Here is a 23,385-nt window from a genome sequence, read left to right as displayed (position 1 = left end):
GGTGAACTGGCAGGCGATGCGCTCCTGGCTCGACGACGTCGGGATGGCCGCGGCCACGCTGCGGGCGAGCCCGCTCCGCTCGCTGCTCACCGCGCTCGGCATCGTCATCGGCACCGCCACGGTGGTGGCGATGATGGCGCTCACCGAGGGGCTGCGGCTGGAGATGACCGGCCAGCTCTCCATGCTTGAGGCGGGCGCGTTCCGGGTGGAGAAGTTCCCGATGGTCACGGTCGGTCACGAGGCCTGGCACCGGTACGCGAGCCGCAAGGACATCACCCGCGCCCAGGGCGAGGCGCTCCGCGGCCTCCCCCACGTCGCGTTCGTGTCGATCGAGGAGCAGGGGCGCCGGCCCGAGGCCGTCGCCACGCGGACGCGCGCGACGCGCAACGAGATCGACGTCCTCGGCGTGCTCCCGGACTACGAGTTCACCAACGCGGTGACGGTCTCGAGCGGGCGGTTCCTCACGCACGCCGACGTGGCGCTCGCGCGCCGGGTGGCCTTCGTGGGCGCGGGCGTCGCCGACGTGCTGTTCCCGGGGGCCGACCCGGTCGGCGCCGAGATCCGGATCCGCGGCGTGCCGTTCGAGGTGGCCGGCGTGGCGGAGCGGATGGGGACGGTGCTCGGGCTCGAGTCGCGCGACGGGTTCGTGGCGGTCCCGTGGACCGCCTACGACGCGGTCCTGGGCCGGGCCCGCGGCACGAACCTCGCCGTCCGCGCCACGCGCGTGGAGGACGTGCCGCAGGCCATGGCCGAGGTGGTCGCGACGCTCCGCCGGGTCCGCGGGCTCGGCCCGCTCGAGGAGAACGACTTCGAGGTGTTCTCGAACGACACCGCCGCGGAGCTGTTCGACGGGCTGGCGCGGGTGGTGGGCGCGGCCACGTTCGGCCTGTGCGCGCTCTCGCTGCTGGTGGGCGGCATCGGCGTGATGAACATCATGCTGGTCTCGGTGACCGAGCGGACCCGCGAGATCGGCGTGCGCATGGCGCTCGGGGCGCGGCGCGAGCGGATCCTGGCGCAGTTCCTGGTCGAGTCGCTGGTGCTCGCGCTGGTGGGCGGCGCGATCGGCGTCGCGCTCGGCGGCGGGGTGGCGCTGGCGGCGCGGGAGCTGGACGTCGTGCCGGCGCGCGTGCCGCTCTGGTCGGTGCTGCTGTCGCTCGGCGCCGCCGCCGCGGCGGGGCTGGTGTTCGGGATCTACCCCGCGGCGCGCGCCTCCCGGCTCGATCCGGTCGAGGCGATGCGGGCGGAGTAGCGCGCGCCCCGCGGTCCGGGCTCCGGCTCAGGGGGGCAGGTACCAGACCACCGCCACGATGACGGGCTGGTCCACCGGGGGGCGCGGGTACGGTGCGGCCTTGCGGATCACCGCCAGCGCGGCGCGGTCGAGCACCCCGTGACCGCTCGACACCACCACGCGGAGGTCGGCCACGCTCCCGTCGGTGAGGACGGTGAACCCGACCCGCACCGTCCCGGACCAGCCCATCAGCTCGGCCGCCGGCGGGTACGGGTCGCGCTCGATCTGCCGCTGCAGCTGGCGCAGCACCGCCGAGCGGAGCCAGGGCGGCCCCTCCTCGCCCTCGCCGTCTGCCGCCTCCCCGCCCGCAGCGCCGCCGCGGCCGGCGCCGAACCCGCCGCCGGGGACGAACGGACCGTCGCCGACGCCATCGCCGGTGAAGCTGGGCCCCTCGCCCGGCGCGAGGACCTCCTCCGCCTCCAGCGCCACCGGCGCGAGCTCCGCCGCCGGGAACGCCTCGGGCAGCGCGCGGGGCACGGGCATGCCGCGGTGGCCCCCGCCCGAGCGGGCGGCGCGGGGCGCGGGCCTCGCGGGAGCGCTGGCGGGCGCGGCCCGGGGCGGGGCGCGCAGCGCGGGCGCGCCCGGCAGGAGCACCATCACCGGCGCCGGCGGAGGCCGCGGGCGAGATGGACGCCACGCCAGCGCGGCGAGCAGCGCCGCATGCGCGGCGAGCGACGCCAGCCCCCAGCCCCCTCGCGCCCTCCCGCCGTCCCGCACCCGCCCTCACCCCGTGGCGCGCCGCCGCGCCGCAGCCGGGGCGGCCTCCGGGGCCGCCGCCGTCACGCAATGTAAAGGCGCATCGGTATCACGCCCGCACCCGGCGTGCCACCTGCTCCGGACGCCAGGTCGCGGTATACAGACCCCGCATGCAGAGCCCCCGCCGCACCGCGTTCCTCGCCCTCGGGCTGGCCCTCCTCGCGCTGCTGCTCGCGGCCGCGCTGCTGCGGCGGACCGCGCCGGACGAGCCCGGCCCGCAGGCGGCGACGGCGCCCACGGCCGCGGGCCCGGGGGTCGCCGCGGCGCGAGCGCCCGAGGGCCCTCCCCCGACCGCCCTGCCCATCCGCGTGCCCCCCGCCGCGCCGGCGCCGCCCGACGCCGCGCCGGCGAGCTTCGAGGGGACGGTGGTCGCGGCGGGGTCCGGCGCCGGCGTGCCCGGCGCGGAGCTGACCTTCTCGCGCGCGGGCGCGGCCGCGTCGGTGCGGGCGGGCCCCGACGGCGCGTTCCGCTTCGAGCCGCCGGAGACGGGGCGGTGGCTGCTCGCGGCGGTCACCGCGCCCGGGTTCCTGCCGTTCGCGCCGGAGTGGGGCCACAGCCCGGTCCAGCTCGACGCCGCGGCAGGCCGCCACGTGCGCGGCATCGAGATCCACCTCGCCCAGGCGGCGGAGCTCGAGGGCCACGTCGTCGACCGGGACGGCGCGCCGGTGGCGGGCGCCGACGTCCGGCTGCTCGGCGCCGCGGGCGAGGCGGCGCTGGTGCCCATCCCCGACCACTTCACCAGCGACGCGCGAGGCGCGTTCCGGTTCGCGGCGCCGGACGGCGCGGTGCTGGAGGCGCGCAAGGACGGCTTCCTCCCCGGGCGCGCCGACATCGGCCCGCTCGAGCGCGTCAACGGGCGCGTCACGGTGGAGCTCGGCCCGGCGCACCGCTCGCTGGGCGAGCGCGCCCCGGTGTCGGGGCGCGTGATCGCGAAGGGTGGCGCCCCGATCGCCGGCGCGCTGGTGACGGCGTCGCCGGAGCGCGTGCTCGGGCTGGACGACGCCCCCACGGCCCAGGTGGTCACCTCGGCCGACGGCCGCTTCGAGCTTCCGCCGCTCGACCCCGGCGCCTACCGCGTGCGGGCCCGCGCCGAGGGCCGCGCGCCGGCCGCGCTCCGCCGCGTCGCGCCGGGCGCGAAGGACCTCGTGCTCGAGCTGGCCGCCGGGGGGCGACTGCGCGGGTGCGTGCGGGCCGCGGCCGCCGGCGCGCCGGTGGCCCCGTTCACGGTGCTGGTGCTGGAGCGACGCGGCCCGCTCCGGCTGGTGCCGCAGCGCACGCGGTCCGTCATCGATCCCTCGGGCTGCTACGCGCTCGACGACCTCGCCCCCGGCCCCGCGACGGTGGTGATCACGGCGCCCGGCTACGCGCCGTCCGGCGAGCGCGCGGTGGAGATCCCGGGCGACGGCGGCGAGGCGGTGGTGGACGCGGCGCTGGAGTCCGGGGGCCGGCTGACCGGGGTGGTGCGCGACGACGCCACCGGCGCGCCCATCGCCGGCGCACGGCTCTCGGTGGAGGGCGCGCTGCCGAGCGCCGCGGCGTCCACGTTCCCGGTGCTGTCGGAGGCGGTGAGCGGGGCGGACGGGACGTTCGCGCTCGCGGGGCTGCCGCCGCGCTCCTCGATCTTCGTGGCCGCGGCCGGCCACCACGCGCGCGTGCTGGGCGGCGTGCAGGTCGAGCCGGGCGGGACGGCCGGGCCGGTGGAGGTGCGGCTCCGTCCCACGGCGGACGGCGAGGAGCCGCGGGTGGATCTGGCCGGCATCGGCGCGGTGCTGGCGCCGTCGGGCGACGGCCTGGCGGTGGCGCAGGTCATCGCCGGCGGCGGGGCCGCCGAGGTGGGGCTGGGCCGCGGCGACCTCATCGTGGAGGTGGATGGACGCCGGGTGGCCGAGCTGGGCATGGCCGGCGCGATCGACGCGATCCGCGGCCCGGAGGGCACGTCGGTGCTGCTGAAGGTGCGGCGCGGCACGTCCACGTTCGACGTGCGCGTGCCCCGGCGGCTGGTGCGCGGATAGCACGACGGGCCGGGAGCGCGACGCCCCCGGCCCGTTCGCATCCGCGCGCCGGACGCGCGCTCGGCGTCAGTGCGTCCCGCCGCCGCCCGTGCCGGAGCCCGAGCCCGCGCCGCCGCCGTGCGAGCCGGAGCCCGCAGCGCCGCCGGAGCCGGTGTCGGACGAGCCCGAGTTCCCGCCGGTCGAGCCCGAGCTGCCGCCGGAGCCGGTCCCCATCGAGCCGGCGCTCCCGTGCGCCTTCCGCGCCTGGCGACCCGCGCCGAGCGCCTTCTGCGTCTGCTGCGCCTCCTTGAGGTGCCCCTGGAGCGTGCTGTGCGTCTGCTCGAGGAACGAGGCGAGCTCCTGGTGCTGGCCCTGGCGCGCCTGCTTCGCGAGCGTGGCGACCTCGCGCGTGTCCTTCTTGTGGTCCTCGACCATCACGGCCATGTAGGACTTGTCGAAGGCGGCCCCGGTCTTCGAGGTCAGCTTGTCCATCTGCTTCTGGGCCTTCGTCTGCTCCTTCTGGAACGCGCTGCCGTTCAGGTCCACCCCCATCTGCTGCGCGGTCTGGGTGAGCTGCTCGTCCGCCTTCCGGTGGTCGTCCACCATCTGCTGCGCGAACTGCTTCACCTGCTCGTTCTGCGCGTGCTGCACGCCCATCTCGCCCATCTGCACCTCGGACAGGTTGGCCGCGTGCAGCTTCTGGAGCCCGTCCTCGAGGGTCTTCGACATCTTCTTCGAGGACCCCTGCGCCGCCGAGCCCGTCCCGGTGCTGCCGGTCGGGCCCGGCGTCGCGCCGGTGGCGCTCGATCCGGCGTCGCTCGCGCCGGCGCTGCCGCCCGCGGAGCCGGCGCCCATGCTGCCGGAGCCGCTCCCCATCGATCCCGAGCTGCCCGCGCTGCCGCGGTCACCCGCGGTGCTGCCCCCCGACTGCCCGCTCCCCGTGCTCCCGCCCGATCCGCCTGCGCCCTGCGCCACCGCCTGGCCGGCGAACGCGAGCGCCGCCGCGAGACCCGCGGCCATCCCCCAACGATTCCATTGCATCATCGATCGCTCTCCTTTGGGTTCCCGATGCGTCGGCGAACAAGGTGGAGAGGGACCGAGCGATCCGCACGCTCCGCCCGAGCGTCCTCCCCGCGAGCAGCGGCCCCGGGGCCCGTGCCGCGCCCGTTCGCCGCGCCCCGCCCGCCCGCGCCGGCCCGCCGTCGCCGCGGCCCGGCGGCGGTGGGACGATCGACCCGGCGAGGTGTCGGTGGTCCGCTCGGACCCCTTCACCGCGAGACCCGGCCCGTGCTAACGCCATGGACATGAACTTCGACGAAACCCGCGCGAGCGGCGCCCCGCAGCAGGCCGGCCGCGCCGAGACCGTCCGGGCCGCGCTCGTCGTGGTCCACTCCGCCGACGCCGGCCAGCAGGGGACGCGCTACCCGCTCGGCGACGAGGACGTCACCCTCGGTCGCGACGACGGGAACACGGTGGTGATCGGGTCCGACCAGGCCTCGCGCCGGCACGCCCGCATCTTCGTGTCGGGCGGCGTGCACGTGCTGGTGGACCTCGACTCCACCAACGGCACGTTCCTGAACTCGAAGCAGGTGAAGGAGCAGACGCTCCGGCACGGCGACGTGCTCCGCATCGCCTCCACCGTGCTGAAGTACGCGGTGGACGCGTAGCCGCGCGCCGGCCCGCGCCTACATGAAGCCGAGCTGGAGCTTGGCCGCCTCGCTCATCCGCGACGGATCCCAGGGCGGGTCGAACACCAGGTCCACCTCGGCGTCCTTCACCCCGGGCACGCCCAGCACCTTGCGGCGGACGTCGTCCACCAGCACCGGCCCGATGCCGCAGGCCGGCGCGGTCAGCGTCATGACGACCCGCACCTTGTGGCCGCCCTCGACCGGCTCGGCCGCGACCGCGTACACCAGCCCCAGCTCCACGATGCTGGCCGGGATCTCCGGGTCGTAGACGGTCCCGAGCGCGTCCCAGACCTTCTGCTCCTCGAACGGCCCCTCGGCGGCGGCGCTGCGCTGCTGCTCGAACCGCCGCGCCTCCTCGACGAACGCGTCGCCGAGCGCGTCGGCGTCCTTGCCGTCGATGCGCACCAGCCCGCCCATCTCGGTCATGGCGGTGAACTGGCCGCCCAGCGCCTGCTGCACCACCAGCCAGGTGCCCTGCGGCAGCAGCACCAGATGGCCGCTGGGCACCTGCACGGCCTCGACGTCACGATGAGTATGGGTGGGTGTGCGATCCATGTCCGCTCCTGCGTACCTCGGCGCGCTGCCTCGGGGATGCTCGCTACTCGGTGCTGACCGGCGCGGCCTCGCCGCGCAGCGCCTGGCGGAGCGCGTGCCACGCGAGGCTCGCGCACTTCACGCGCGTGGGGTACTCGTGCACCCCGCCGAACACCGCCAGCTTGCCCAGCGCCTCCTCGTCCTCCGGCGCCGGGCCCTCGGTCACCAGCCGGTGGAAGCGCTCGAAGATCCGGTCCACCTCCTCGGCGGTCTTGCCCTTCACCACCCCGGTCATCACCGAGGCGGAGGCCTTCGAGATGGCGCAGCCGCTCCCCTCGAAGCGCACCTCGGCCAGCCGGCCGCCGTCCACCCGGGCGTGGACCACGAAGTGATCCCCGCAGAGCGGGTTCAGCCCCTCGGCGTGGTGGGTCTCGCCGGGCAGCGGGCCGAAGTTGCGCGGCCGCTTGCCGTGGTCGAGGACCACCTCCTGGTACAGATCGCTCAGCTCCGACACGGGCGGGCTCCCTGGGACGGGCGGCGGCGACGGGACGCGGTCACGCGAACACCTCCCGGACCGCGTGCAGGCCGCGGACGAGCGCGTCCACGTCGGCCCGCGTGCTGTACGCGGCGAAGGAGGCGCGCACCGTGGCCGCCACGCCCATGCGCCGCATGAGCGGCTGGGCGCAGTGGTGCCCGGCGCGGACCGCCACCCCGTGGCGGTCGAGGATGGTGCCGGCGTCGTGCGGGTGGACGTCGCCGGGGAGGAACGAGATGACGCCGGCCCGCCGCCGCGGCGTGCCGATCAGGCGGATCCCGGGGACCTCGCGGAGCGCGTCCAGCGCGTGGGCGATGAGCGCGTCCTCGTGCGCCGCCGCCGCCTCCAGCCCGATCGTGGAGAGCCAGTCGATGGCGGCCGCGAGCCCGACCGCGCCCGCGATGTTCGGCGTGCCGGCCTCGAACCGGTGCGGGACCGCGTTGAACGTGGTCTTCTCGAAGGAGACCGAGAGGATCATGTCGCCGCCGCCCTGCCACGGCGGCAGCGCGTCGAGGAGCGCCTTGCGCCCCCACAGCACCCCGATGCCGGTCGGCCCGTACAGCTTGTGGCCGCTGAACGCGTAGAAGTCGGCGCCGAGCGCGGGCAGGTCCACCGCGAGGTGCGGCACCGCCTGGGCGCCGTCCACCAGCACCGGCACGCCCTTCGCGTGCGCGCGCGCCACGATCTCGGCCACCGGGTTCACCGTGCCGAGCGCGTTCGAGACGTGGGCCACCGCCACCAGCCGCGTGCGCGGCCCGATCATCCGGTCGAGCGCCTCCACGTCGAGGTCGCCCGCGTCCGACACCGGCGCGGCCCGCAGCGTGGCGCCCTTCTCCTGGCAGAGGAGCTGCCACGGCACGATGTTCGAGTGGTGCTCGAGCTCGGTGACGAGGATCTCGTCGCCGGGCCCGACCCGCTGGCGCCCGAACGTCTGCGCCACCAGGTTCACCGCCTCGGTCGTGCCGCGCACGAACACCACCTCGTGCGGATCGCTCGCTCCGAGGAACCGGGCCACCTTCACGCGCGCCCCGTCGTAGAGGCGGGTGGCGCGCTCGGAGAGCAGGTGGACCCCGCGGTGCACGTTCGCGTTGTCCTCCTCGTAGTACCGGCGGACCGCGTCGATCACCGCGCGCGGCTTCTGCGCGGTGGCGGCGCTGTCCAGGTACGCGAGCGGCTGGCCTCGCACCGGCCGCGCCAGGATGGGGAACTCGGCCCGCACCCGCTCGACGTCGAACGCGCCGCGCGCGCCGTCGCGCGCCTCCGGCCGCGCCGCCCGTCCGCCGGCCGCCTGTGCCTCCGCCGTGCTCATGCCGCCGCCTCCAGCACCTTCCGCCCCGCCGGCAGCCGCGCCGCGACGAGCTCCCGCGCGCGCGCGTGCAGGCCGGCCGGCCGCACCAGGTCCACCATCTCCGCCGCGAACGCCCAGATGAGCAGGCTGCGGGCCTCGGCCTCCTCCACCCCGCGCGAGCGCAGGTAGAACAGCGCCGCCTCGTCGAGCTGGCCCACGGTGCCGCCGTGGCCGCACTTCACGTCGTCCGCGAAGATCTCGAGCTGGGGCTTCGTGTCCACGATGGCGTCGTCGGAGAGGAGCAGGTTCGAGTTCATCTGGCGCGCGCTGGTCTTCTGCGCGCCCGGCTGCACCACGATCCGCCCGGCGAACACGCCGCGCGCGCGGCCGTCCAGGATGCCCTTGTACGTCTCGGTGGTGGTGCAGCGCGGGACCGCGTGCTCCACCCAGGTGAACGCGTCGGTGGTGCGCGCGCCGTCGGCCATGTAGAGCCCCGACACGGCCAGCTCCGCGCCCTCGCCGGCGAGCCGCGCCCGCACCTCGCTGCGCGCGAGCTGCCCGCCCAGCGCCAGGCCGTGCGCGGTGAGGCGCGAGCGGGCCGCCTGCTCGGCGAACAGCGCGCTCACGTGGAACGCGCGCGCGCCCTCGTCCTGGAGCCGGAGGTGCTCGATCTCGGCGCCCTCGCCCAGCACCAGCTCGGTCACCGAGTTGGCGAGGTAGGTGTCGCCGGTGCCGAGGTGCACCTCCGCGAGCGTGGCCCGGGCGCCCTCGCCGGCCACCACCAGCACCCGCGGGTGCACCGCCACCGCGCGCCCGGCCGCGCCGGTCGCGAAGACGAGCTCGATGGGCGCCTCCACGCGCGCGCCCGCGGGCAGCAGCAGGAACGCGCCGTCCTCCAGCAGGGCGCCGTTCAGCGCGGTGAACGCGAGCCCGTCCACGCGGGCCAGGCGGCCGAGGTGCGGCCGCACCGCCTCGGGCGCGTGGCGGAGCGCGTCCGCCAGGCTCCCCAGCACCGCGCCGGCCGGGAGCGGCGCCCCGCTGGACAGCTCGCGGCGGAAGCGGCCGTTCTCGAACACCAGGCGCGCACCCTCGGGCGCGGGCCGGCCGGCGAGCAGCGCGCGCGCGGGGCCCTCGCCGTCCTCCGGCGCGGGCGCCGGCGCGAGCGACAGGGTCGAGAGCGCGGCCAGGCTGGTGAAGCGCCAGTCCTCGTGGCGCGGGGTGGGCAGGCCGGCCGCGCGGAAGGCGGCGAGCGCCCCCGCGCGCGCGTCCGCCAGCCAGGCCGGCTCGCCCGCGCCGCCGCGGAACGCCGCCGCCAGGCTCTGCTCCGCCGGGGTCACGACAGCGCCCCCGCGCCGGCGGCGCGCTCCACCTCGGGCCGCGCGCCGTCCACCCAGGCGTAGCCGGTGCGCTCCAGCTCGTCGGCCAGCTCCGGCCCGCCGGAGCGCACGATGCGCCCGCCGGCCATGACGTGGATGCGGTCCGGCGCCACGTGCTCGAGCAGGCGCTTGTAGTGCGTCACGAGCAGCACGGCGCGGTCGGCCCGGCGCAGCGCGTTCACGCCGCGCGACACCACCCGCAGGGCGTCGATGTCGAGCCCGGAGTCGATCTCGTCGAGGATGGCGAGGCGCGGCTCCAGCACCGCCATCTGGAAGATCTCGTTGCGCTTCTTCTCGCCGCCGGAGAAGCCCTCGTTCACCGAGCGGCTGCCGAACGCCGGGTCGAGGTCCACCAGCTTCATCTTCTCGCGGGCGAGCGCGAGGAAGTCCATCGCGTCCAGCTCGTCCTCGCCGCGCGCCCGGCGGATCGCGTTCAGCGCGGTGCGCAGGAAGTAGAGGTTGCCGACGCCGGGGATCTCCACCGGGTACTGGAACCCGAGGAACACGCCCGCCGCGGCGCGCGCCTCGGGCGCGAGCGCGAGCAGGTCCTGCCCCAGGTACGTGGCGGTGCCGCCGGTGACCTCGTACGCCTCGCGGCCGGCCAGCACGCCCGCCAGCGTGGACTTGCCCGAGCCGTTCGGGCCCATGATCGCGTGGATCTCGCCCGCGCGGATCTCGAGGTCCACGCCCTTCAGGATCTCGCGGTCGGCGACCTTCGCGCGCAGCCCCTGGATGCTCAGCATGATGTGGTCCTTCACGGCCATGGCCTACCCGACGCTCCCTTCCAGCGACATGCCCACGCAGCTTCTGCGCGGTGATCGGAACGCTCCGAAGCTCCTGGGCATCATCCGACGCTCCCCTCGAGCGACATGCCCAGGAGCTTCTGCGCTTCGACGGCGAACTCCATGGGCAGCTCCTTCAGCACCTGCTTCGCGAAGCCGTTCACGATCATCGAGACCGCGTCCTCGTCGGAGATGCCGCGCTGCCGGCAGTAGAAGAGCTGGTCCTCGCTGATCTTCGAGGTGGTGGCCTCGTGCTCGACCTTGGCGGTCGGGTTGCGCACCTCGATGTACGGGAACGTGTGGGCGCCGCAGCGGTCGCCGATGAGCAGCGAGTCGCACTGCGAGTAGTTCCGCGCGCCGGTGGCGCCCTTCATCATCTTCACCAGGCCGCGGTAGGTGTTCTGCCCGCGCCCGGCGCTGATGCCCTTCGAGATGATGGTCGAGCGCGTGTCGCGCCCGATGTGGATCATCTTGGTGCCGGTGTCCGCCTGCTGGCGGTGGTTGGTGAGCGCCACCGAGTAGAACTCGCCCACCGACTCGTCGCCCTGCAGGATGCACGACGGGTACTTCCAGGTGATGGCCGAGCCGGTCTCCACCTGCGTCCAGCTGATCTTCGCCTTGCGCATGGCCTTGCCACGCTTGGTGACGAAGTTGAAGATGCCGCCGCGCCCCTCGGCGTCGCCGGGGTACCAGTTCTGCACCGTGGAGTACTTGACGTGCGCGCCGTCGAGCGCGACCAGCTCGACCACCGCCGCGTGGAGCTGGTTCTCGTCGCGCATGGGCGCGGTGCAGCCTTCCAGGTACGACACGTACGCGCCCTCGTCGGCGACGATGAGCGTGCGCTCGAACTGGCCGGTGTCCTTCGCGTTGATGCGGAAGTAGGTGGACAGCTCCATCGGGCAGCGCACGCCCTTCGGCACGTAGACGAACGAGCCGTCGGAGAACACCGCGCTGTTCAGCGCCGCGAAGTAGTTGTCGGTCGAGGGGACCACCGAGCCGAGATACCGCTCCACCAGCTCCGGGTGCTCGCGCACCGCCTCGGAGAACGAGCAGAACACGATGCCCAGGTCGGCCAGCTTCTTCTTGTAGGTGGTGGCGACCGAGACCGAGTCGAACACCGCGTCCACCGCCACGCCGGCGAGGCGCATCTGCTCCTCGAGCGGGATGCCGAGCTTCGCGAACGCGCGCTTCAGCTCGGGATCGACCTCGTCCATGGAGCCGAGCGCCTTCTTCTGCTTGGGCGCGGAGTAGTAGACGATGTCCTGGTAGTCGATCTTCGGGTAGTGGACGTTCGCCCAGGTCGGCTCCTCCATCGCGAGCCAGCGACGGTACGCCTCGAGGCGCCACTCGAGCATGAACCGCGGCTCGGCCTTCTTCGCCGAGATGAGACGGATGACGTCCTCGGACAGGCCCTTCGGGACCTTGTCCTCCTCGATGTCGGTGACGAAGCCGTACCGGTACTTCTGCTCGGTCAGCTCCTTCAGCTGCTCCGCGGTGCTCATGAGACGTGGGCTCCCAGGGTGACGACGTCCACGGCGTCGGCGTTCTTCGGGTCGTTGGAGTGCTGCAGGACGATGGACGAGAGCGGCAGCCCTCGCAGCGCGCCCTGGATGGCGCGGGAGACGGGGTCCCAGCTCGCCTTGGCCGGGCAGGTCGCCTCGAGGCCGCACGCGTCGGGCTGCGCGCCGGGCTCCACGCACGAGGTGAGCGCGATGGGGCCCTCCAGCGCCTCGACGATCTCCGCGATGGAGATGGCGTCGGCCGGCCGGGCGAGCCCGTAGCCGCCGTGCCGCCCGCGGTGCGAGAGCACGAGCCCTGCCTTCGACAGCTCCTTGCAGAGCTTGGAGACCGTCGGGAGCGGGACCTTGGAGCGCTCGGCGAGATCCTGGGCGGTGAGGGTGCCCTCCCCCGCCCTCGCCAGGTTCGCGAGGATCACGATCGCGTAGTCGGTGAGCTTCGACAGCCTGATCATCGATCGGCCTCCGCGGGCCGGAGCGGACGCTCACGGCGTGCGCGCCACGTGCGCGCACCCGGTGAGAGCCATCATGGACCGAAACAGTCCAGATACCCACTCATTTAACGGGCGGGGCCGCGGATGCATGCCTATCGGGCCAGGGGAAGCCCCGACGAGGTAACCGGCCGACGGAACTAGGGTTCCGGGTACGTGCCGCGGTGCAGCGGCCCGTCCACCGAGCGGCCGGCCAGGTCGAGGTACAGGTGGTCGGACACGATGGTGAGGGCCGCCTTCAGCCGGCGGTCCTCGTGCGCCCCGAGCGCCCCGAGCAAGTCAGGATCTAGTGCGGCCAGCTCCGCACGCGCCAGGCGATCGAGCCGGAGCTCCCGGGCTTCCTGGAGGAAGGCCTCCATCCTGCGCGGTCCCTCGAACAGGACCGCCACGCGCGCGCCCGCGCTCTGGGACACGTCGCGCGCCACCCGCTCCGGCGACGGCCGTCCGACGCGCACCAGGAGCGAGGCGCGCCCGTCCGGCCGGAGCGCCAGCACGTCGGCCGCGTCCGGCTCGCACAGCCCCGGCCCGAGCGCGATGCCCTCCTCCCACTGCCAGGCGAGCGCCAGCGCCCGGAGCCAGACCCGCTCCATCGTCTCCGAGGGGTGGCGCGCGATGCGCAGGGACAGGGCGCGCTCCACGCCACGATCGACGTGCGCGAGCTGGAGGTCGAGCTGGTGGAGGGTGGAGGGGAGCGCCATGGGCCGCAGTGATGGCGGAAAGCGCGCCGGAACGCCAGCCGGGACGCCACGGAGGCGGATCGCCCGGGCGCGGGGTGGGAGGGTCGCCCACGTTCCGCGGCCGGCGGGCGCGGCGCTATCCTGCCGCACCCCATGCTCCCGCCCTCACGTTCCCTCCTGCTCGCGCTCGCGCTCGCCGGCGCGCCCGCCGCGCGCGCCTCGGACGAGGTCCCGCTGCCGCCGCCGCCCGCGCTGGCCCGGCCGGCGGCCGCCGCCGCGGACGACGTGCCGCTCCCCCCGCCTCCGCGCCTCGCGGCCCGGGCGGCCCCGGCCCGCACGCCGTGGCTCGGGGTGTCGATCGACGCCGGCGCGCCGGAGGGGCTCACGGTCTCGCTGGCGTGGCGGCCGGTGCCGGCGCTGCGCGCGTTCGCGGGCCCGGCGTGGAACACGGCGGCGCCGGGGCTCCACGGCGGCCTCGCGCTCGTCCCCTGGCACTGGGCGGTGTCGCCGGCGCTCTCGGTGGAGGGCGGGCGCTTCTTCGACGGCGACGTGTCACGGTACGTGAACGGTGGCGTGCCGGACGGCATGAAGCCGCTGCTGAAGAAGGTCGGGTACGCCTGGGCCGCGGCGCACCTCGGGCTCGAGCTCGGCTCGCAGCGCGGGCTCGCGTTCTCGGTGCGCGGCGGGGTGGCCTGGGTCCGCGCGCAGGCGTCCGGCACGGCGGTCAGCGGCGATCCGGGCGGCACGCAGGTCACCTATCGCGACCCCCGCGTCACGGCGCTCATCCCGTCGGTGAAGCTCGGGCTCCAGTACTCCTTCTAGGACGTCCCATGCGCCCCGCCCACCTCCGCGCCCTCCCCGCCCTGATCCTCCTCCTCGCCGCCTGCGGCCCGCTCGGCAAGGCCACCCTCGAGGTGCCCGAGCTCCGGCTCACGCTCCCCTCGCAGCGGTTCCCCGCCTACCGCGGCGGCGGCGTGGGGAGCTGCGGACCGGGCTGCCTCTCGACCGACCTCGGCTACGATCTCGGGGCGGAGGTGGACCGCCTCTCGGATCCGGCGGTCGACTCCAAGCTCTGGCTGGAGCAGGTCGACCTCGCGCTCGCGGCCGGGTCGGGCACCGACCTGCGCGGCCTCGCGTCGGTGGTCCTCTCGGTCTACCCGCCGGCGGGCGGCGCGCCGGTGCCGATCGCCCGCTACGACCGCCCGTCGGGCGCCGCGCCCACCGCCGTCGCGGTGACGGGGGCGCCGGGCGTGGACCTGGCGAGCTACCTGGACGCGGGCGTGCTGCGGGTGCGGGCGGAGCTCACCTACGACGCGCCCACCCCGGCGTTCGACGCCGACGTGTCCGCCCGGTTCCGCCTCGAGATGGAGCTCGACGCCTCCCAGCTGCTATGAGCGGTGCGCGCGCACCAGCGCGAGCAGCGCGGCGCCGAACTCCTCCAGCTTGCGCGGCCCGACGCCCTTCACGTCCAGCAGCGCGTCCTCGCCGGCGGGACGCTGGAGCGCGATCTCCGCCAGCGTCGCGTCGGAGAACACCACGTAGGCCGGGACGCCGCGCTCCTTCGCCTCGCCGGCGCGCCAGGCGCGGAGCGCCTCGAACAGCTCCACGTCCGCCTCGGCGGTCTCGACCGGCTCGGCGCGCGTCCGGCCGCGCCCCGCCCCCTCGCGGCGCGCGCGCTCGCCGCCCCGCCGCTCGCGGGCGCCGCGCGGCAGCGCCGGCGCCGAGGCGAGCACGTCCTCGCCGGTGCACCGGTCGCAGGCGTCGCCGCAGGGATCGATCCGCTCGCCGAACCAGCCCACCAGCCGCTCGTGCCGGCAGCCGTCCTCGTCGGCCAGGCGGAACATGGAGCGCGCCATGCGCCGCTGCACCTCGGCGACCTCCGGCTCGGCGTCGTCGAGGAGCCGGTCCCAGCTCATCACGTCGGCCCACGAGTAGAAGAGCACGCAGTCGCTCTGCGCGCCGTCGCGGCCGGCGCGGCCGATCTCCTGGTAGTACGCCTCGACGGAGCGCGGCAGGTCGCGGTGGATGACGAAGCGGATGTCCGGCTTGTCGATCCCCATGCCGAACGCCACCGTCGCCACCACCACCTCGAGCGCGCCGGACTGGAACTCGTCCTGCACCCGCGCGCGCACGTCCGGCTCGAGGCCGGCGTGGTACGCGCCGGCGCGCACCCCGTGGTCGCGGAGCAGCTCGGCGGTCTCCTCGACCGAGCGCCGCGAGAGCGCGTACACGATGCCGCTCTGCCCGCGGCGCGCGCGCACCAGGCGCAGCAGCGCGTCGCGGGTGCGCACCCCCTCGCCCTTCTTCACCGCGGAGATGCGCAGGTTGCGGCGGAGGAACGAGCCGCGGACGACCAGCGGGTCGGCCATCCCGAGCTGGCCGGCGATGTCGCGGACCACCTCGCGCGTGGCGGTGGCGGTGAGCGCCAGCACCGGCGCGCGGAAGCGGGCCTTCAGGCCGGCCAGGTTGCGGTAGGCGGGGCGGAAGTCGTGGCCCCAGTGGCTGATGCAGTGGGCCTCGTCCACCGCGATGAGCGAGAGCGCGGTGCCCTCCAGCGCGTCGCCGACGGACGCCTCCAGCCCCTCGGGCGCCGCGTACAGCAGCTCCAGCTCGCCGCGCCGGAGCGCCCGGACGCGCTCGCGCCGCTCCTCGGGCGAGAGCGTCGAGTTGAGGAACGCGGCGCGCAGGCCCACCCGGGCCATGGCGTCCACCTGGTCCTTCATGAGCGCGATGAGCGGCGAGACGACGAGCGTGGTCCCGCCCAGCAGCCGCGCCGGGATCTGGTAGGTGAGCGACTTGCCGGCGCCGGTGGGCATGACGCCGATGCAGTCGCGCCCGGCCACCACCGCGTCCACGATCTCCTGCTGGCCGGGGCGGAAGGCGGCGTGCCCGAACACCTCCTGCAGCAGGGCCCGGGCCGCGCCGGGCGCGGGCGGCGCGGCCGCCGGGGCGCGGGCCAGCGCGACGGCCACCGCGCGCAGCCGCTCCACCGTGTCCGGCCCGAACAGCGCCGGCGCCTCGCGCCACCGCTCCCGCAGCGCCTCCAGCCGCTCCGCGCAGCGCCGTCGCGCCGCCGGATCCGCCGGCGCGTCCACCTCGGCCGCGCGGGCGAGATCCCGGACCTCGTCCTCCACCTCCCGGAGCGCGGGGGCGCGGCTGTCGACGTCGCTGGCCAAGACCGGCGGAATCTAGACGAGCCCGGCCGTTTGTGGAACGGGCCGCGAGGCGAATCTCGCCCGTCCGTTGCGCGGACCCCTCCGGCGGGGCCGCGTCCAGCGAGTCCCCGGGCAGCAGGGCTCACGTCCAGCGGGCCCTGTCCGCCTCCAGCGGGCCCTGTCCTCGCGATGCTGCCTCCAGCGGGCCCTGTCCTTGCGTGCGCCGCCTCCAGCGGGCCCTGTCCTGGAACGGGCCGCTAGGTCGGCGCTCCGGGCGTTCGCGGCGGTGCTCGCTCCGCAAGGCCCGGGACGTGGATGGATGGCCGGAACCGGGGCCGTGGGATCGATGAAGCCGACGCACCGGACGGGCCAGCCGCGGGATCGGTTCCAGCGCCGGCTGCGCCGGTCCCTTCGCAGCGGCTGTCCACGGCGGTGCAGGTCTAAGATCCTGGGGACGTGCCGAACGCTTGCTGCGCTGCGCTCCGGCGCGAACGCCCGGATCGCCTCGGGGGCGGCCTGACGTGAATGGGAGGCGGTGGTGGGGACGCTGTCGCCGGGGGAAGTTCTCGTACTGATCCCTCGAAGCCGCCCCCACGGACCCCGTCCGCAGCGCGGACGCCCTCGCCCGCGACCGCGACTGTCAGCGCAGGCGCAGCACGCGACGATCACGGATCGTGCGCGTGGTCAGCCGGCGTGCGCGGCGAGCATGTCTGAGGCCGCACGTCGCGTTAGCGGTACGTGCGGCCGAGTTTGCGAGCGCGCCCAGGTGCATCGAACGCCGTCCGCGCGCGTCCTACGACCGAAGCCCCGCGCCGAGCATTCCGCCTCCACGTCGCGTGAGCGGGCGAGGGCGGGAGCGCACACGAGGACCCGCACCCACGGCCACCCGGCTTCGAGTCACGCGACCGAGATAGACGCACGAACGACGACGGGCGCGGCCCCGGAGGACCGCGCCCGCGAAGCGCTTCGATGACGAGTCGCGGACTACTTCGCGACCTTGGCGTCCTCGACGATGACCGGGTACGCGTAACCCGCGCCGAAGTCCTTGTCGACGCGGACGGTGCCCTTCACGGTCACCACCTCGCCGACCGAGGTGCGGTCGGTGGTCGTGACGGTGAGGTCGTTGTCCTTGCCGGCGGTGCCCGACCCGTCGCGCAGGTGCAGCCAGTTCTTGCCCATGATGCCCTCGTTGTACTTCACCACCTTGCCGCGGATGGTGACGGGCTTCTCCTTGAGCGTGACCTTCTGCGCGTGCACCTCGGCCACGGTGCGCGCGTCGGTGCCGCTGGCCTTCGGGACCTTCACGTCGCCGACCTCGGTCGGGCCGGCCGCGGCGGCCGCGTGCTGCGCCGCCATGTCCGGCTGGGCGCCACCGCCCATGCCGCCGCCCATGCCCGGGGGCATGCCGGCCGGCGCCGCGCCGCCCATGCCGGGCATGCCGGCCGGCGCGGCCGCGGCCTCGCCGCCGCCGAGCGTGCCGAAGTAGACCACGTCGAACTTGCGCTGCAGCGTCTTCGACTCGAAGCCGTTCATCGGCATGGCGCCGACGATCGAGACCTCGGCGCCGACCTTCACGTCCGACTGCGGGACGGCGGCCCAGGCGTCGCCGCTGGCGGTCTGCAGCTTGAGGTAGACGTACGGAGGCGCGTCGAGGCGCTCGAGGACCTTGCCCGCCACGGGCGCGGCGGGCGCGCCGGCCGGCTGGGCGGCGGCGGGCTGCTGCGGGGGCGGGGGCTGCTGCTTCTTGCATCCCGCCACGGCGAGCGCGGAGAGCAGGACGACCGACAGACGACGCATGTGAAGTGACCTCCGTGAATCGAGATTTCGCGTTCCCCCGGTCTGAGGGCGCCGTAGCATAAACCCAAGCCGGGCCGAATTCGATCCCGAAAAGCTCCGGATGGGGCGTCCACCCGACGTGGGAGGCCGGGGGCTCGCCCGCTCAGCCCCTCAGCTTGTAGCCGGACCGCAGGAGCGCGTAGGCGCCGCCCACCGAGACCGCCGCCAGCAGCGCCAGCAGCGCCGCCCCCACCCACGGCGCGGCGTCGGAGATCCCGAGCATCCCGAACCGCACCCCGTCCACCATGTAGAAGATCGGGTTGAGCGCGGTGAGCCGCCGGAGCGCCGGCGGGAGCATCTCGATCGAGTAGAAGACGCCGCCCAGGAACGTGAGCGGCGTGATGAAGAACGTCGGGAAGAAGTTCACCTGCTCGAACGTGCTGGCCCAGATGGCCGTGATCACGCCGAGCGCCGCGAACACGACCGCGACCAGCACCAGCAGCGCCACCGCCGTGAGCGGGTGCGCGAGCTGGAACCCGCCGAACAGGCCGGCCACCCCCCACATCACCCCGCCCACCAGGATGCCGCGCAGCACCGCCGCGCCCATGAAGCCGGCCAGCACCTCGCCGTAGGAGAGCGGCGAGACGAGCAGGTCCACCATGGTGCCCTGCAGCTTCATCACGAACAGCGACGAGGCGCTGTTGAGGTAGGCGTTCGTGACCACGCCGAGCGTGACCAAGCCGGGCACGATGAAGCGCGCGTAGGGCACGCCCTCGACGTCGGCGAGGCGGGCGCCCAGCGAGTAGCCGAACACCACGAAGTAGAGCGTGGTGGTCACGAGCGGCGAGAGCAGCGTCTGCCCCGGCACGCGCAGGAACCGGCGCACCTCCTTCGCGAACAGCGTCCGCAGCCCCAGGGAGATCATCGGCCCCCCCGCGCCTGTCCACCGGCCAGGAGCCGGACGAACACGTCCTCGAGCGTGGTGCGCCGCGTCTCCACGTCCTTCACCCCCAGGCCTGCCGCGGCCGCGGCGCGCAGCGCCGGGCCGAACCCCTCGCCGGCCGGCACCTCCACCGCCACCGCCGCGCCGCCCTCCTCCAGCTTGCCCCCCAGCGCCGCGAGCGACGGCGGGACCACCGCCCGCGGCACGTCCAGCACCAGCCGCAGCGTCTTCGCGCCGTGCTGGCGGAGCAGCTCGTCCTTGCGCTCCAGCGCCAGGAGGCGGCCGCGGTCGATCACGCCCACCCGGTCGGCCAGCTCCTCGGCCTCCTCGAGGTAGTGCGTGGTGAGGACCACGGTGGTCCCGCGCGCGCGCAGCGTACGGACGTACTCCCAGAGCGACCGGCGCAGCTCGACGTCCACGCCGGCGGTGGGCTCGTCGAGGAACAGGACCTTCGGGTCGTGCACCAGCGCCTTGCCGATGAGGAGGCGGCGCTTCATGCCGCCGGAGAGCGCGCGGCTGTTCACGGTGCGCTTCCCGAGCAGGTCGAGCGCCCGGAGGATCTCCACCAGCCGCTCCTCGGCGAGCGGCACGCCGAAGTAGCCGGCCTGGATGCGGAGCGTCTCCTCCACCGTGAAGAACGGGTCGAAGTTGATCTCCTGCGGGACGAGGCCGATGGCGCGGCGGGTGTGGCGGTAGTCGCGCACCACGTCCTTGCCCAGCACCCGCACCTCGCCCTCGGTGGCCCGGAGCAGGCCGGCGATGATCGAGATGAGCGTGGTCTTGCCGGCGCCGTTCGGGCCGAGCAGGGCGAAGATCTCGCCGGCGCGGATCTCGAGGTCCACGCGCTCCAGCGCGGTCAGTCCGCCGAACTGCTTGCGGACCCCGCGGATCTCCACGACGGGTTCCATGGGTCGCGCGAATCTAGCGTGCCCCGCGGGCGTCCGCTCGACTTCCTGCATGCGCGTCCGTGCGCCGCCCGTGCGCAGGAACGCCGCCCGTCGTATGGTGGTCGCGGCGAGCCGCCCCGCCCCCCGACGGATCGAGCAGATGCCACCGCCCGGCCACGACCAGATCCAGCGCGAGGAGCTGTCCCGGCTGTTCGGGCAGCTCGTCGGCGCGCGCCTGCTGCTGGTGCCGCTGCTGGTCGGCACCGGCGCCTGGATCGCCTGGGAGGAGCCGGCGGGGTGGCGGCGCGCGCTGCTCGGCGGGCTGCTGGTGCCGGTCGCGGCGTTCTTCATCGTCGAGTACGTCCGCTTCCGGCGGCGCGGCGGCCTCGCGCCCGGCCAGGTCCGGCTCAACCTCTCGGTGGCGGTGATCGCGCAGATGCTGCTCACCGCGGCGACGGGCGGCCTCCAGAGCCCGTTCGTCTACGTGTCGGTGCTCCTCGCGGTCATCGTGAACGTGTTCGTCCGCCCGCCGGTGTCCTCCTGGCTCACCGCGTTCCAGGTGGTGGCCGTCTGGGCGCTCGCCGCGGTCGGCGCCGCCGGCGCTGCGCCGCTCGAGATCGAGCTCCTCGGCGGGGCGGCGCGGCGGCCGGTGCCGGTGGGGCTGTGGCTGCACGCGGCGCTCCTCACCATCGTGCTGGTGGCGATCGCGTTCGCGGGACGCGCCGGACGCAAGGTGTTCGAGGCCATCATCCGGCGCGCGCTCGCCGCGCAGCAGGACTCGCTCCGCGCGTACGCCGAGCGCGCCGAGGAGCTGACCGCCCTCTCCGGCGAGATCGCGCACGAGCTGAAGAACCCGCTCGCCAGCGTGAAGGGGCTGGCCGGCCTGCTCGCGCAGGGGGTCGGCCCGGGCAAGCCCACCGAGCGGCTCGCGGTGCTCCGCCAGGAGGTGGACCGGATGCAGACCATCCTGGACGGCTTCCTCAACTTCTCCCGGCCGCTGGTGCCGCTCGTGCTCGACGACTGCGACGTGGCCGCGCTGGCGCGCGAGGTCGCGGCGCTGCACGAGGGGCTGGCGCGCGAGCGCGGCGTGGCGCTCGAGCCGCGCGGCGCCGGGGTCCGCGCGCGCTGCGATCCCCGCAAGGTGAAGCAGATCCTGGTGAACCTGGTGCAGAACGCGCTCGACGCGAGCCCGGCGGGCGCCGCGGTGGAGCTGGAGGCGACGCCGGTGCGCGGCGGCGGGGCGCGCATCCTCGTGCAGGACCGCGGCCCGGGGCTCGACCCCGCGGTGCGCGACGCCGCGTTCTCGCCCGGCTTCACCACCAAGGCGAGCGGCTCCGGGCTGGGCCTCACCATCGCCCGGTCGCTGGCGCGGCAGCACGGCGGCGACCTGGTCCTCTCCCCGCGCACGGGCGGCGGGATGGTGGCCGAGCTCACCCTGCCCGCGACCCCCGCCGGCGCGGGGACGGGAGCGGTGGCATGAGCGAGCAGCCGGAGCGGCGCGGCGGGGCGCGGGTGCTGGTGGTGGACGACGATCCGGGCGTCCGCTACACGCTGCGCGAGATCCTCGCGTCGGAGGGGCTGGAGGTGGAGGAGGCGACCGACGGCGAGGCGGCGCTGGAGAAGCTCGGCGCGCAGCCGTACCCGCTCGTGCTCACCGACCTGCGCATGCCGCGCCTGGACGGCATGGCGCTGCTCCGCAAGATCACCGCCGGCCACCCGGCCACGCGCGTGGTGGTGATCACCGCGCACGGCTCGGAGCGGCAGGCGGTCGAGGCGGTGAAGGCCGGCGCCTACGACTACTTCAAGAAGCCGTTCGAGACCGAGGAGCTGCTGGCCGTGGTGCGCCGCGCGGTCGAGGCGGTGCGGCTCGCCGACGAGAACGAGCGGCTGGCCGGCGAGCTGGCCCTGTCGCGGTCGATGGTGTTCTCCTCGGAGGCCATGCGCCGGCTGGCGGTGCTGGTGGGCCGGGTGGCGCCGCGCGACGTCACCGTGCTCATCACCGGCGAGAGCGGCACCGGCAAGGAGCGCGTGGCCGAGGCCATCGTGCGCGCCTCGCGCCGGGCCGGCGGGCCGTTCGTCCGGTTCAACTGCGCCGCGCTCTCGCCGGAGCTGGCCGAGGCCGAGCTGTTCGGCCACGTGAAGGGCGCGTTCACCGGGGCGGTGCGGTCGCGGCCCGGCCTGTTCGGCGAGGCCGACGGCGGGACCATCCTGCTCGACGAGGTGGGCGAGCTGGCGGCGCCGGCGCAGGGGAAGCTCCTGCGCGTGCTGCAGGAGGGCGAGGTCCGGCCGGTGGGCGACGAGAAGGCGCGCACCGTGGACGTGCGGGTCATCGCCGCCACGCACCGCGACCTGCAGGAGCTGGTGCGCGCCGGCCGCTTCCGCGAGGACCTCTACTACCGGCTCGACGTGGTCCACCTCTCCATCCCGCCGCTCCGCGATCGCCCCGAGGACATCCCGGTGCTGGCGCGCCACTTCCTGGAGCGCTTCGCCGATCGCTTCGGCGCGTCGCCGCTGCACGTGCCGCCGCCGCTGTTCGACCGCCTGGCGGCGCACCGCTGGCCGGGCAACGTGCGCGAGCTGGAGAACGCCATCGAGGGGCTGGTGGCGCTCTCGCCCCCCGACGGCCTCGACCTGTCGCTCCTGCCGGGCGAGCCCGCCGCCGGCTCGCCCGAGGCGCCGGCGGCGGAGAGCGCGCCGCTCCCGCTCAAGCAGCGCGTCGAGGCGTACGAGCGCGGGCTCATCGTCGACGCGCTGCGCGCCGCGCACGGGAACCGGAGCGAGGCGGCGCGCCGGCTGGGCATGTCGCGCGTCACGCTGCACGACAAGCTCCGCAAGTACGGGCTCGCCGGGGGCGACGAGGAGGCGGGCGAGCGCTAGGGCTGGCGGCGCCGGCCCCGCGGGCGCGCGCGCGTGCCCCAACTTCCCTCCCCGCCGGAGGCGCCGCCGGACGCGCGCGCGCCGCATCGTGCCGGTGATGGCGCCTGCCCTCACCCTCGCCGCCGTGCTCCTCGCCGCCCAGCCGGCCGGCGAGCTGCGCGTCCCGGATCTCCGGCCGCCCGCGCCCGAGACGCTCCCGGGCGGCGTGCGCGTCCTCGATCGCGGCCCGTTCGGCACCGGGGAGCTGGCCGGCTCCGGCGCCGGGCTGCTGCTGGGGGACGCGGCCGTGATCGCGGCCACCTACGCCACCTTCAAGCTCTTCACCACCGGCACCGTCTCGGCGTCGGTGGGCAACTTCCGGCGGGCCGCGTTCGGGCTCGCGGCGGTCACGCTGTTCGTGCCGCCGCTCGGCGCGGTGCTGGGCGGGATGCTCGGGCGCAACGGGCCGTCGGCGGGGAGCGCGTGGAAGGCGTTCGCGCTCTCGCTGGTGGGGCACGCCGCGGCGCTCCTGGTGGGCTACCTCGCCGCGCCGGCCTACTGGGCGGTGCTGCCGGTCCAGCTCGCCACCATGACCACCGGGACCTCGGTGGGACTGCACTGGGGCCCCCGGGCGCGGACGCTCGACGCGCGCGACGCGCCGCGGCCGGGCGGCGGCGACCAGGCCGCGGCGCCGGCGCCGGTGGCGTTCCGCGGCCCGCCGGTCTGCCCCGACCCCGGCGCCTGACCTCCGGCGCCCGCCCGCCACCCGGCGGTGCTCCCGGCACGCGCCCCTGCCGCGACCTGGGCAGGATTCACCGGGAGGGGTTATGTTGCGCGCGCCCGAA

General features: G+C 75.4%; 22 protein-coding genes. 8 read left to right on the top strand and 14 right to left on the bottom strand.

The annotated features are described in order from the left end of the window. The first annotated feature begins 16 nt into the window (after positions 1-16). Positions 17-1,249 carry an ABC transporter permease gene (locus tag ANAEK_RS04485; protein ID WP_041454183.1) on the top strand — a complete coding sequence of 411 codons (1,233 nt, stop codon included), beginning with the start codon at positions 17-19 and terminating at the stop codon, positions 1,247-1,249. Positions 1,250-1,276: 27 nt separating this feature from the next. On the opposite strand, the gene ANAEK_RS04480 is transcribed toward ANAEK_RS04485, so the two are convergent. Beyond that, entirely contained in the window at positions 1,277-1,771 is a 495-nt protein-coding gene (locus ANAEK_RS04480) for an energy transducer TonB (RefSeq protein WP_041454182.1), read from the bottom strand. Between the two features lie 383 nt (positions 1,772-2,154). Between ANAEK_RS04480 and ANAEK_RS04475 the strand changes: the two genes are divergently transcribed. Next, positions 2,155-4,056 (top strand): carboxypeptidase regulatory-like domain-containing protein, encoded by a 1,902-nt coding sequence (locus ANAEK_RS04475; RefSeq protein WP_012524960.1) that lies wholly within the window; start codon positions 2,155-2,157, stop codon positions 4,054-4,056. Positions 4,057-4,122: 66 nt separating this feature from the next. Here the strand turns inward: ANAEK_RS04475 and ANAEK_RS23260 are convergent, their stop codons facing one another. After that, positions 4,123-5,055 carry a DUF4142 domain-containing protein gene (locus tag ANAEK_RS23260; protein WP_304411949.1) on the bottom strand — a complete coding sequence of 311 codons (933 nt, stop codon included), beginning with the start codon at positions 5,053-5,055 and terminating at the stop codon, positions 4,123-4,125. Between the two features lie 284 nt (positions 5,056-5,339). Here ANAEK_RS23260 and ANAEK_RS04465 point away from each other — a divergent pair, with 284 nt between their 5' ends. Continuing rightward, complete coding sequence (locus ANAEK_RS04465; RefSeq protein WP_232288367.1) at positions 5,340-5,702, top strand: FHA domain-containing protein; 363 nt, start codon at positions 5,340-5,342, stop codon at positions 5,700-5,702. Between the two features lie 18 nt (positions 5,703-5,720). On the opposite strand, the gene sufT is transcribed toward ANAEK_RS04465, so the two are convergent. The 8 genes from sufT to ANAEK_RS04425 all read right to left on the bottom strand — a co-directional run bounded on the left by sufT (position 5,721) and on the right by ANAEK_RS04425 (position 12,944). Further along, entirely contained in the window at positions 5,721-6,278 is a 558-nt protein-coding gene (sufT, locus tag ANAEK_RS04460; protein WP_012524957.1) for a putative Fe-S cluster assembly protein SufT, read from the bottom strand. 43 nt (positions 6,279-6,321) lie between these two features. Further along, entirely contained in the window at positions 6,322-6,771 is a 450-nt protein-coding gene (gene sufU, locus ANAEK_RS04455) for a Fe-S cluster assembly sulfur transfer protein SufU (RefSeq protein WP_012524956.1), read from the bottom strand. 40 nt (positions 6,772-6,811) lie between these two features. Next, positions 6,812-8,101: a cysteine desulfurase gene (locus tag ANAEK_RS04450; protein ID WP_012524955.1), complete on the bottom strand. Its 1,290-nt coding sequence runs from the start codon at positions 8,099-8,101 to the stop codon at positions 6,812-6,814. Then, complete coding sequence (gene sufD, locus ANAEK_RS04445; protein ID WP_012524954.1) at positions 8,098-9,417, bottom strand: Fe-S cluster assembly protein SufD; 1,320 nt, start codon at positions 9,415-9,417, stop codon at positions 8,098-8,100. The genes ANAEK_RS04450 and sufD overlap by 4 nt, the downstream gene beginning before the upstream one ends. Then, positions 9,414-10,220, bottom strand: a complete 807-nt coding sequence (sufC, locus tag ANAEK_RS04440; protein WP_012524953.1) for a Fe-S cluster assembly ATPase SufC — start codon at positions 10,218-10,220, stop codon at positions 9,414-9,416. The genes sufD and sufC overlap by 4 nt, the downstream gene beginning before the upstream one ends. A gap of 80 nt (positions 10,221-10,300) precedes the next feature. After that, positions 10,301-11,740, bottom strand: coding sequence for a Fe-S cluster assembly protein SufB (gene sufB, locus ANAEK_RS04435; RefSeq protein ID WP_012524952.1), 1,440 nt, complete (start codon positions 11,738-11,740; stop codon positions 10,301-10,303). Further along, entirely contained in the window at positions 11,737-12,210 is a 474-nt protein-coding gene (locus ANAEK_RS04430) for an SUF system Fe-S cluster assembly regulator (protein ID WP_012524951.1), read from the bottom strand. The genes sufB and ANAEK_RS04430 overlap by 4 nt, the downstream gene beginning before the upstream one ends. Positions 12,211-12,386: 176 nt before the next feature. After that, entirely contained in the window at positions 12,387-12,944 is a 558-nt protein-coding gene (locus ANAEK_RS04425) for a YaeQ family protein (RefSeq protein ID WP_012524950.1), read from the bottom strand. Between the two features lie 132 nt (positions 12,945-13,076). Between ANAEK_RS04425 and ANAEK_RS04420 the strand changes: the two genes are divergently transcribed. Together ANAEK_RS04420 and ANAEK_RS04415 are read left to right on the top strand one after the other, a co-directional pair. Further along, a complete protein-coding gene (locus ANAEK_RS04420; RefSeq protein WP_012524949.1) occupies positions 13,077-13,745 on the top strand; it encodes a hypothetical protein in 669 nt (222 codons plus the stop codon). A gap of 8 nt (positions 13,746-13,753) precedes the next feature. Continuing rightward, entirely contained in the window at positions 13,754-14,317 is a 564-nt protein-coding gene (locus tag ANAEK_RS04415) for a hypothetical protein (protein ID WP_012524948.1), read from the top strand. On the opposite strand, the gene ANAEK_RS04410 is transcribed toward ANAEK_RS04415, so the two are convergent. From ANAEK_RS04410 to ANAEK_RS04395, 4 genes are all read right to left on the bottom strand, one after another. After that, entirely contained in the window at positions 14,312-16,099 is a 1,788-nt protein-coding gene (locus ANAEK_RS04410; RefSeq protein ID WP_012524947.1) for an ATP-dependent DNA helicase RecQ, read from the bottom strand. The two genes, ANAEK_RS04415 and ANAEK_RS04410, sit on opposite strands and share 6 nt — an antisense overlap. A 963-nt stretch (positions 16,100-17,062) precedes the next feature. After that, entirely contained in the window at positions 17,063-17,875 is an 813-nt protein-coding gene (locus ANAEK_RS04405) for a hypothetical protein (protein ID WP_012524946.1), read from the bottom strand. Between the two features lie 142 nt (positions 17,876-18,017). Then, a complete protein-coding gene (locus ANAEK_RS04400; protein WP_012524945.1) occupies positions 18,018-18,779 on the bottom strand; it encodes an ABC transporter permease in 762 nt (253 codons plus the stop codon). Next, positions 18,776-19,705, bottom strand: coding sequence for an ABC transporter ATP-binding protein (locus tag ANAEK_RS04395; protein ID WP_012524944.1), 930 nt, complete (start codon positions 19,703-19,705; stop codon positions 18,776-18,778). Before ANAEK_RS04395 ends, ANAEK_RS04400 begins: the two co-directional genes overlap by 4 nt. Positions 19,706-19,844: 139 nt before the next feature. On the opposite strand from ANAEK_RS04395, the gene ANAEK_RS04390 reads away from it, so the two are divergent. The 3 genes from ANAEK_RS04390 to ANAEK_RS04380 all read left to right on the top strand — a co-directional run bounded on the left by ANAEK_RS04390 (position 19,845) and on the right by ANAEK_RS04380 (position 23,285). Continuing rightward, positions 19,845-21,164, top strand: coding sequence for a PAS domain-containing sensor histidine kinase (locus tag ANAEK_RS04390; RefSeq protein WP_012524943.1), 1,320 nt, complete (start codon positions 19,845-19,847; stop codon positions 21,162-21,164). After that, positions 21,161-22,561: a sigma-54 dependent transcriptional regulator gene (locus ANAEK_RS04385; protein WP_012524942.1), complete on the top strand. Its 1,401-nt coding sequence runs from the start codon at positions 21,161-21,163 to the stop codon at positions 22,559-22,561. Before ANAEK_RS04390 ends, ANAEK_RS04385 begins: the two co-directional genes overlap by 4 nt. A 97-nt stretch (positions 22,562-22,658) precedes the next feature. Continuing rightward, complete coding sequence (locus tag ANAEK_RS04380) at positions 22,659-23,285, top strand: hypothetical protein (RefSeq protein WP_012524941.1); 627 nt, start codon at positions 22,659-22,661, stop codon at positions 23,283-23,285. Positions 23,286-23,385 lie beyond the last annotated feature (100 nt).

Origin of the sequence: Anaeromyxobacter sp. K (genome assembly GCF_000020805.1) — a bacterium.
Classification (GTDB): Bacteria; Myxococcota; Myxococcia; order Myxococcales; family Anaeromyxobacteraceae; genus Anaeromyxobacter; species Anaeromyxobacter dehalogenans.
The sequence above is the reverse complement of the archived record's forward strand: the minus strand, read 5'-3'. Positions and strand labels throughout refer to the sequence as shown.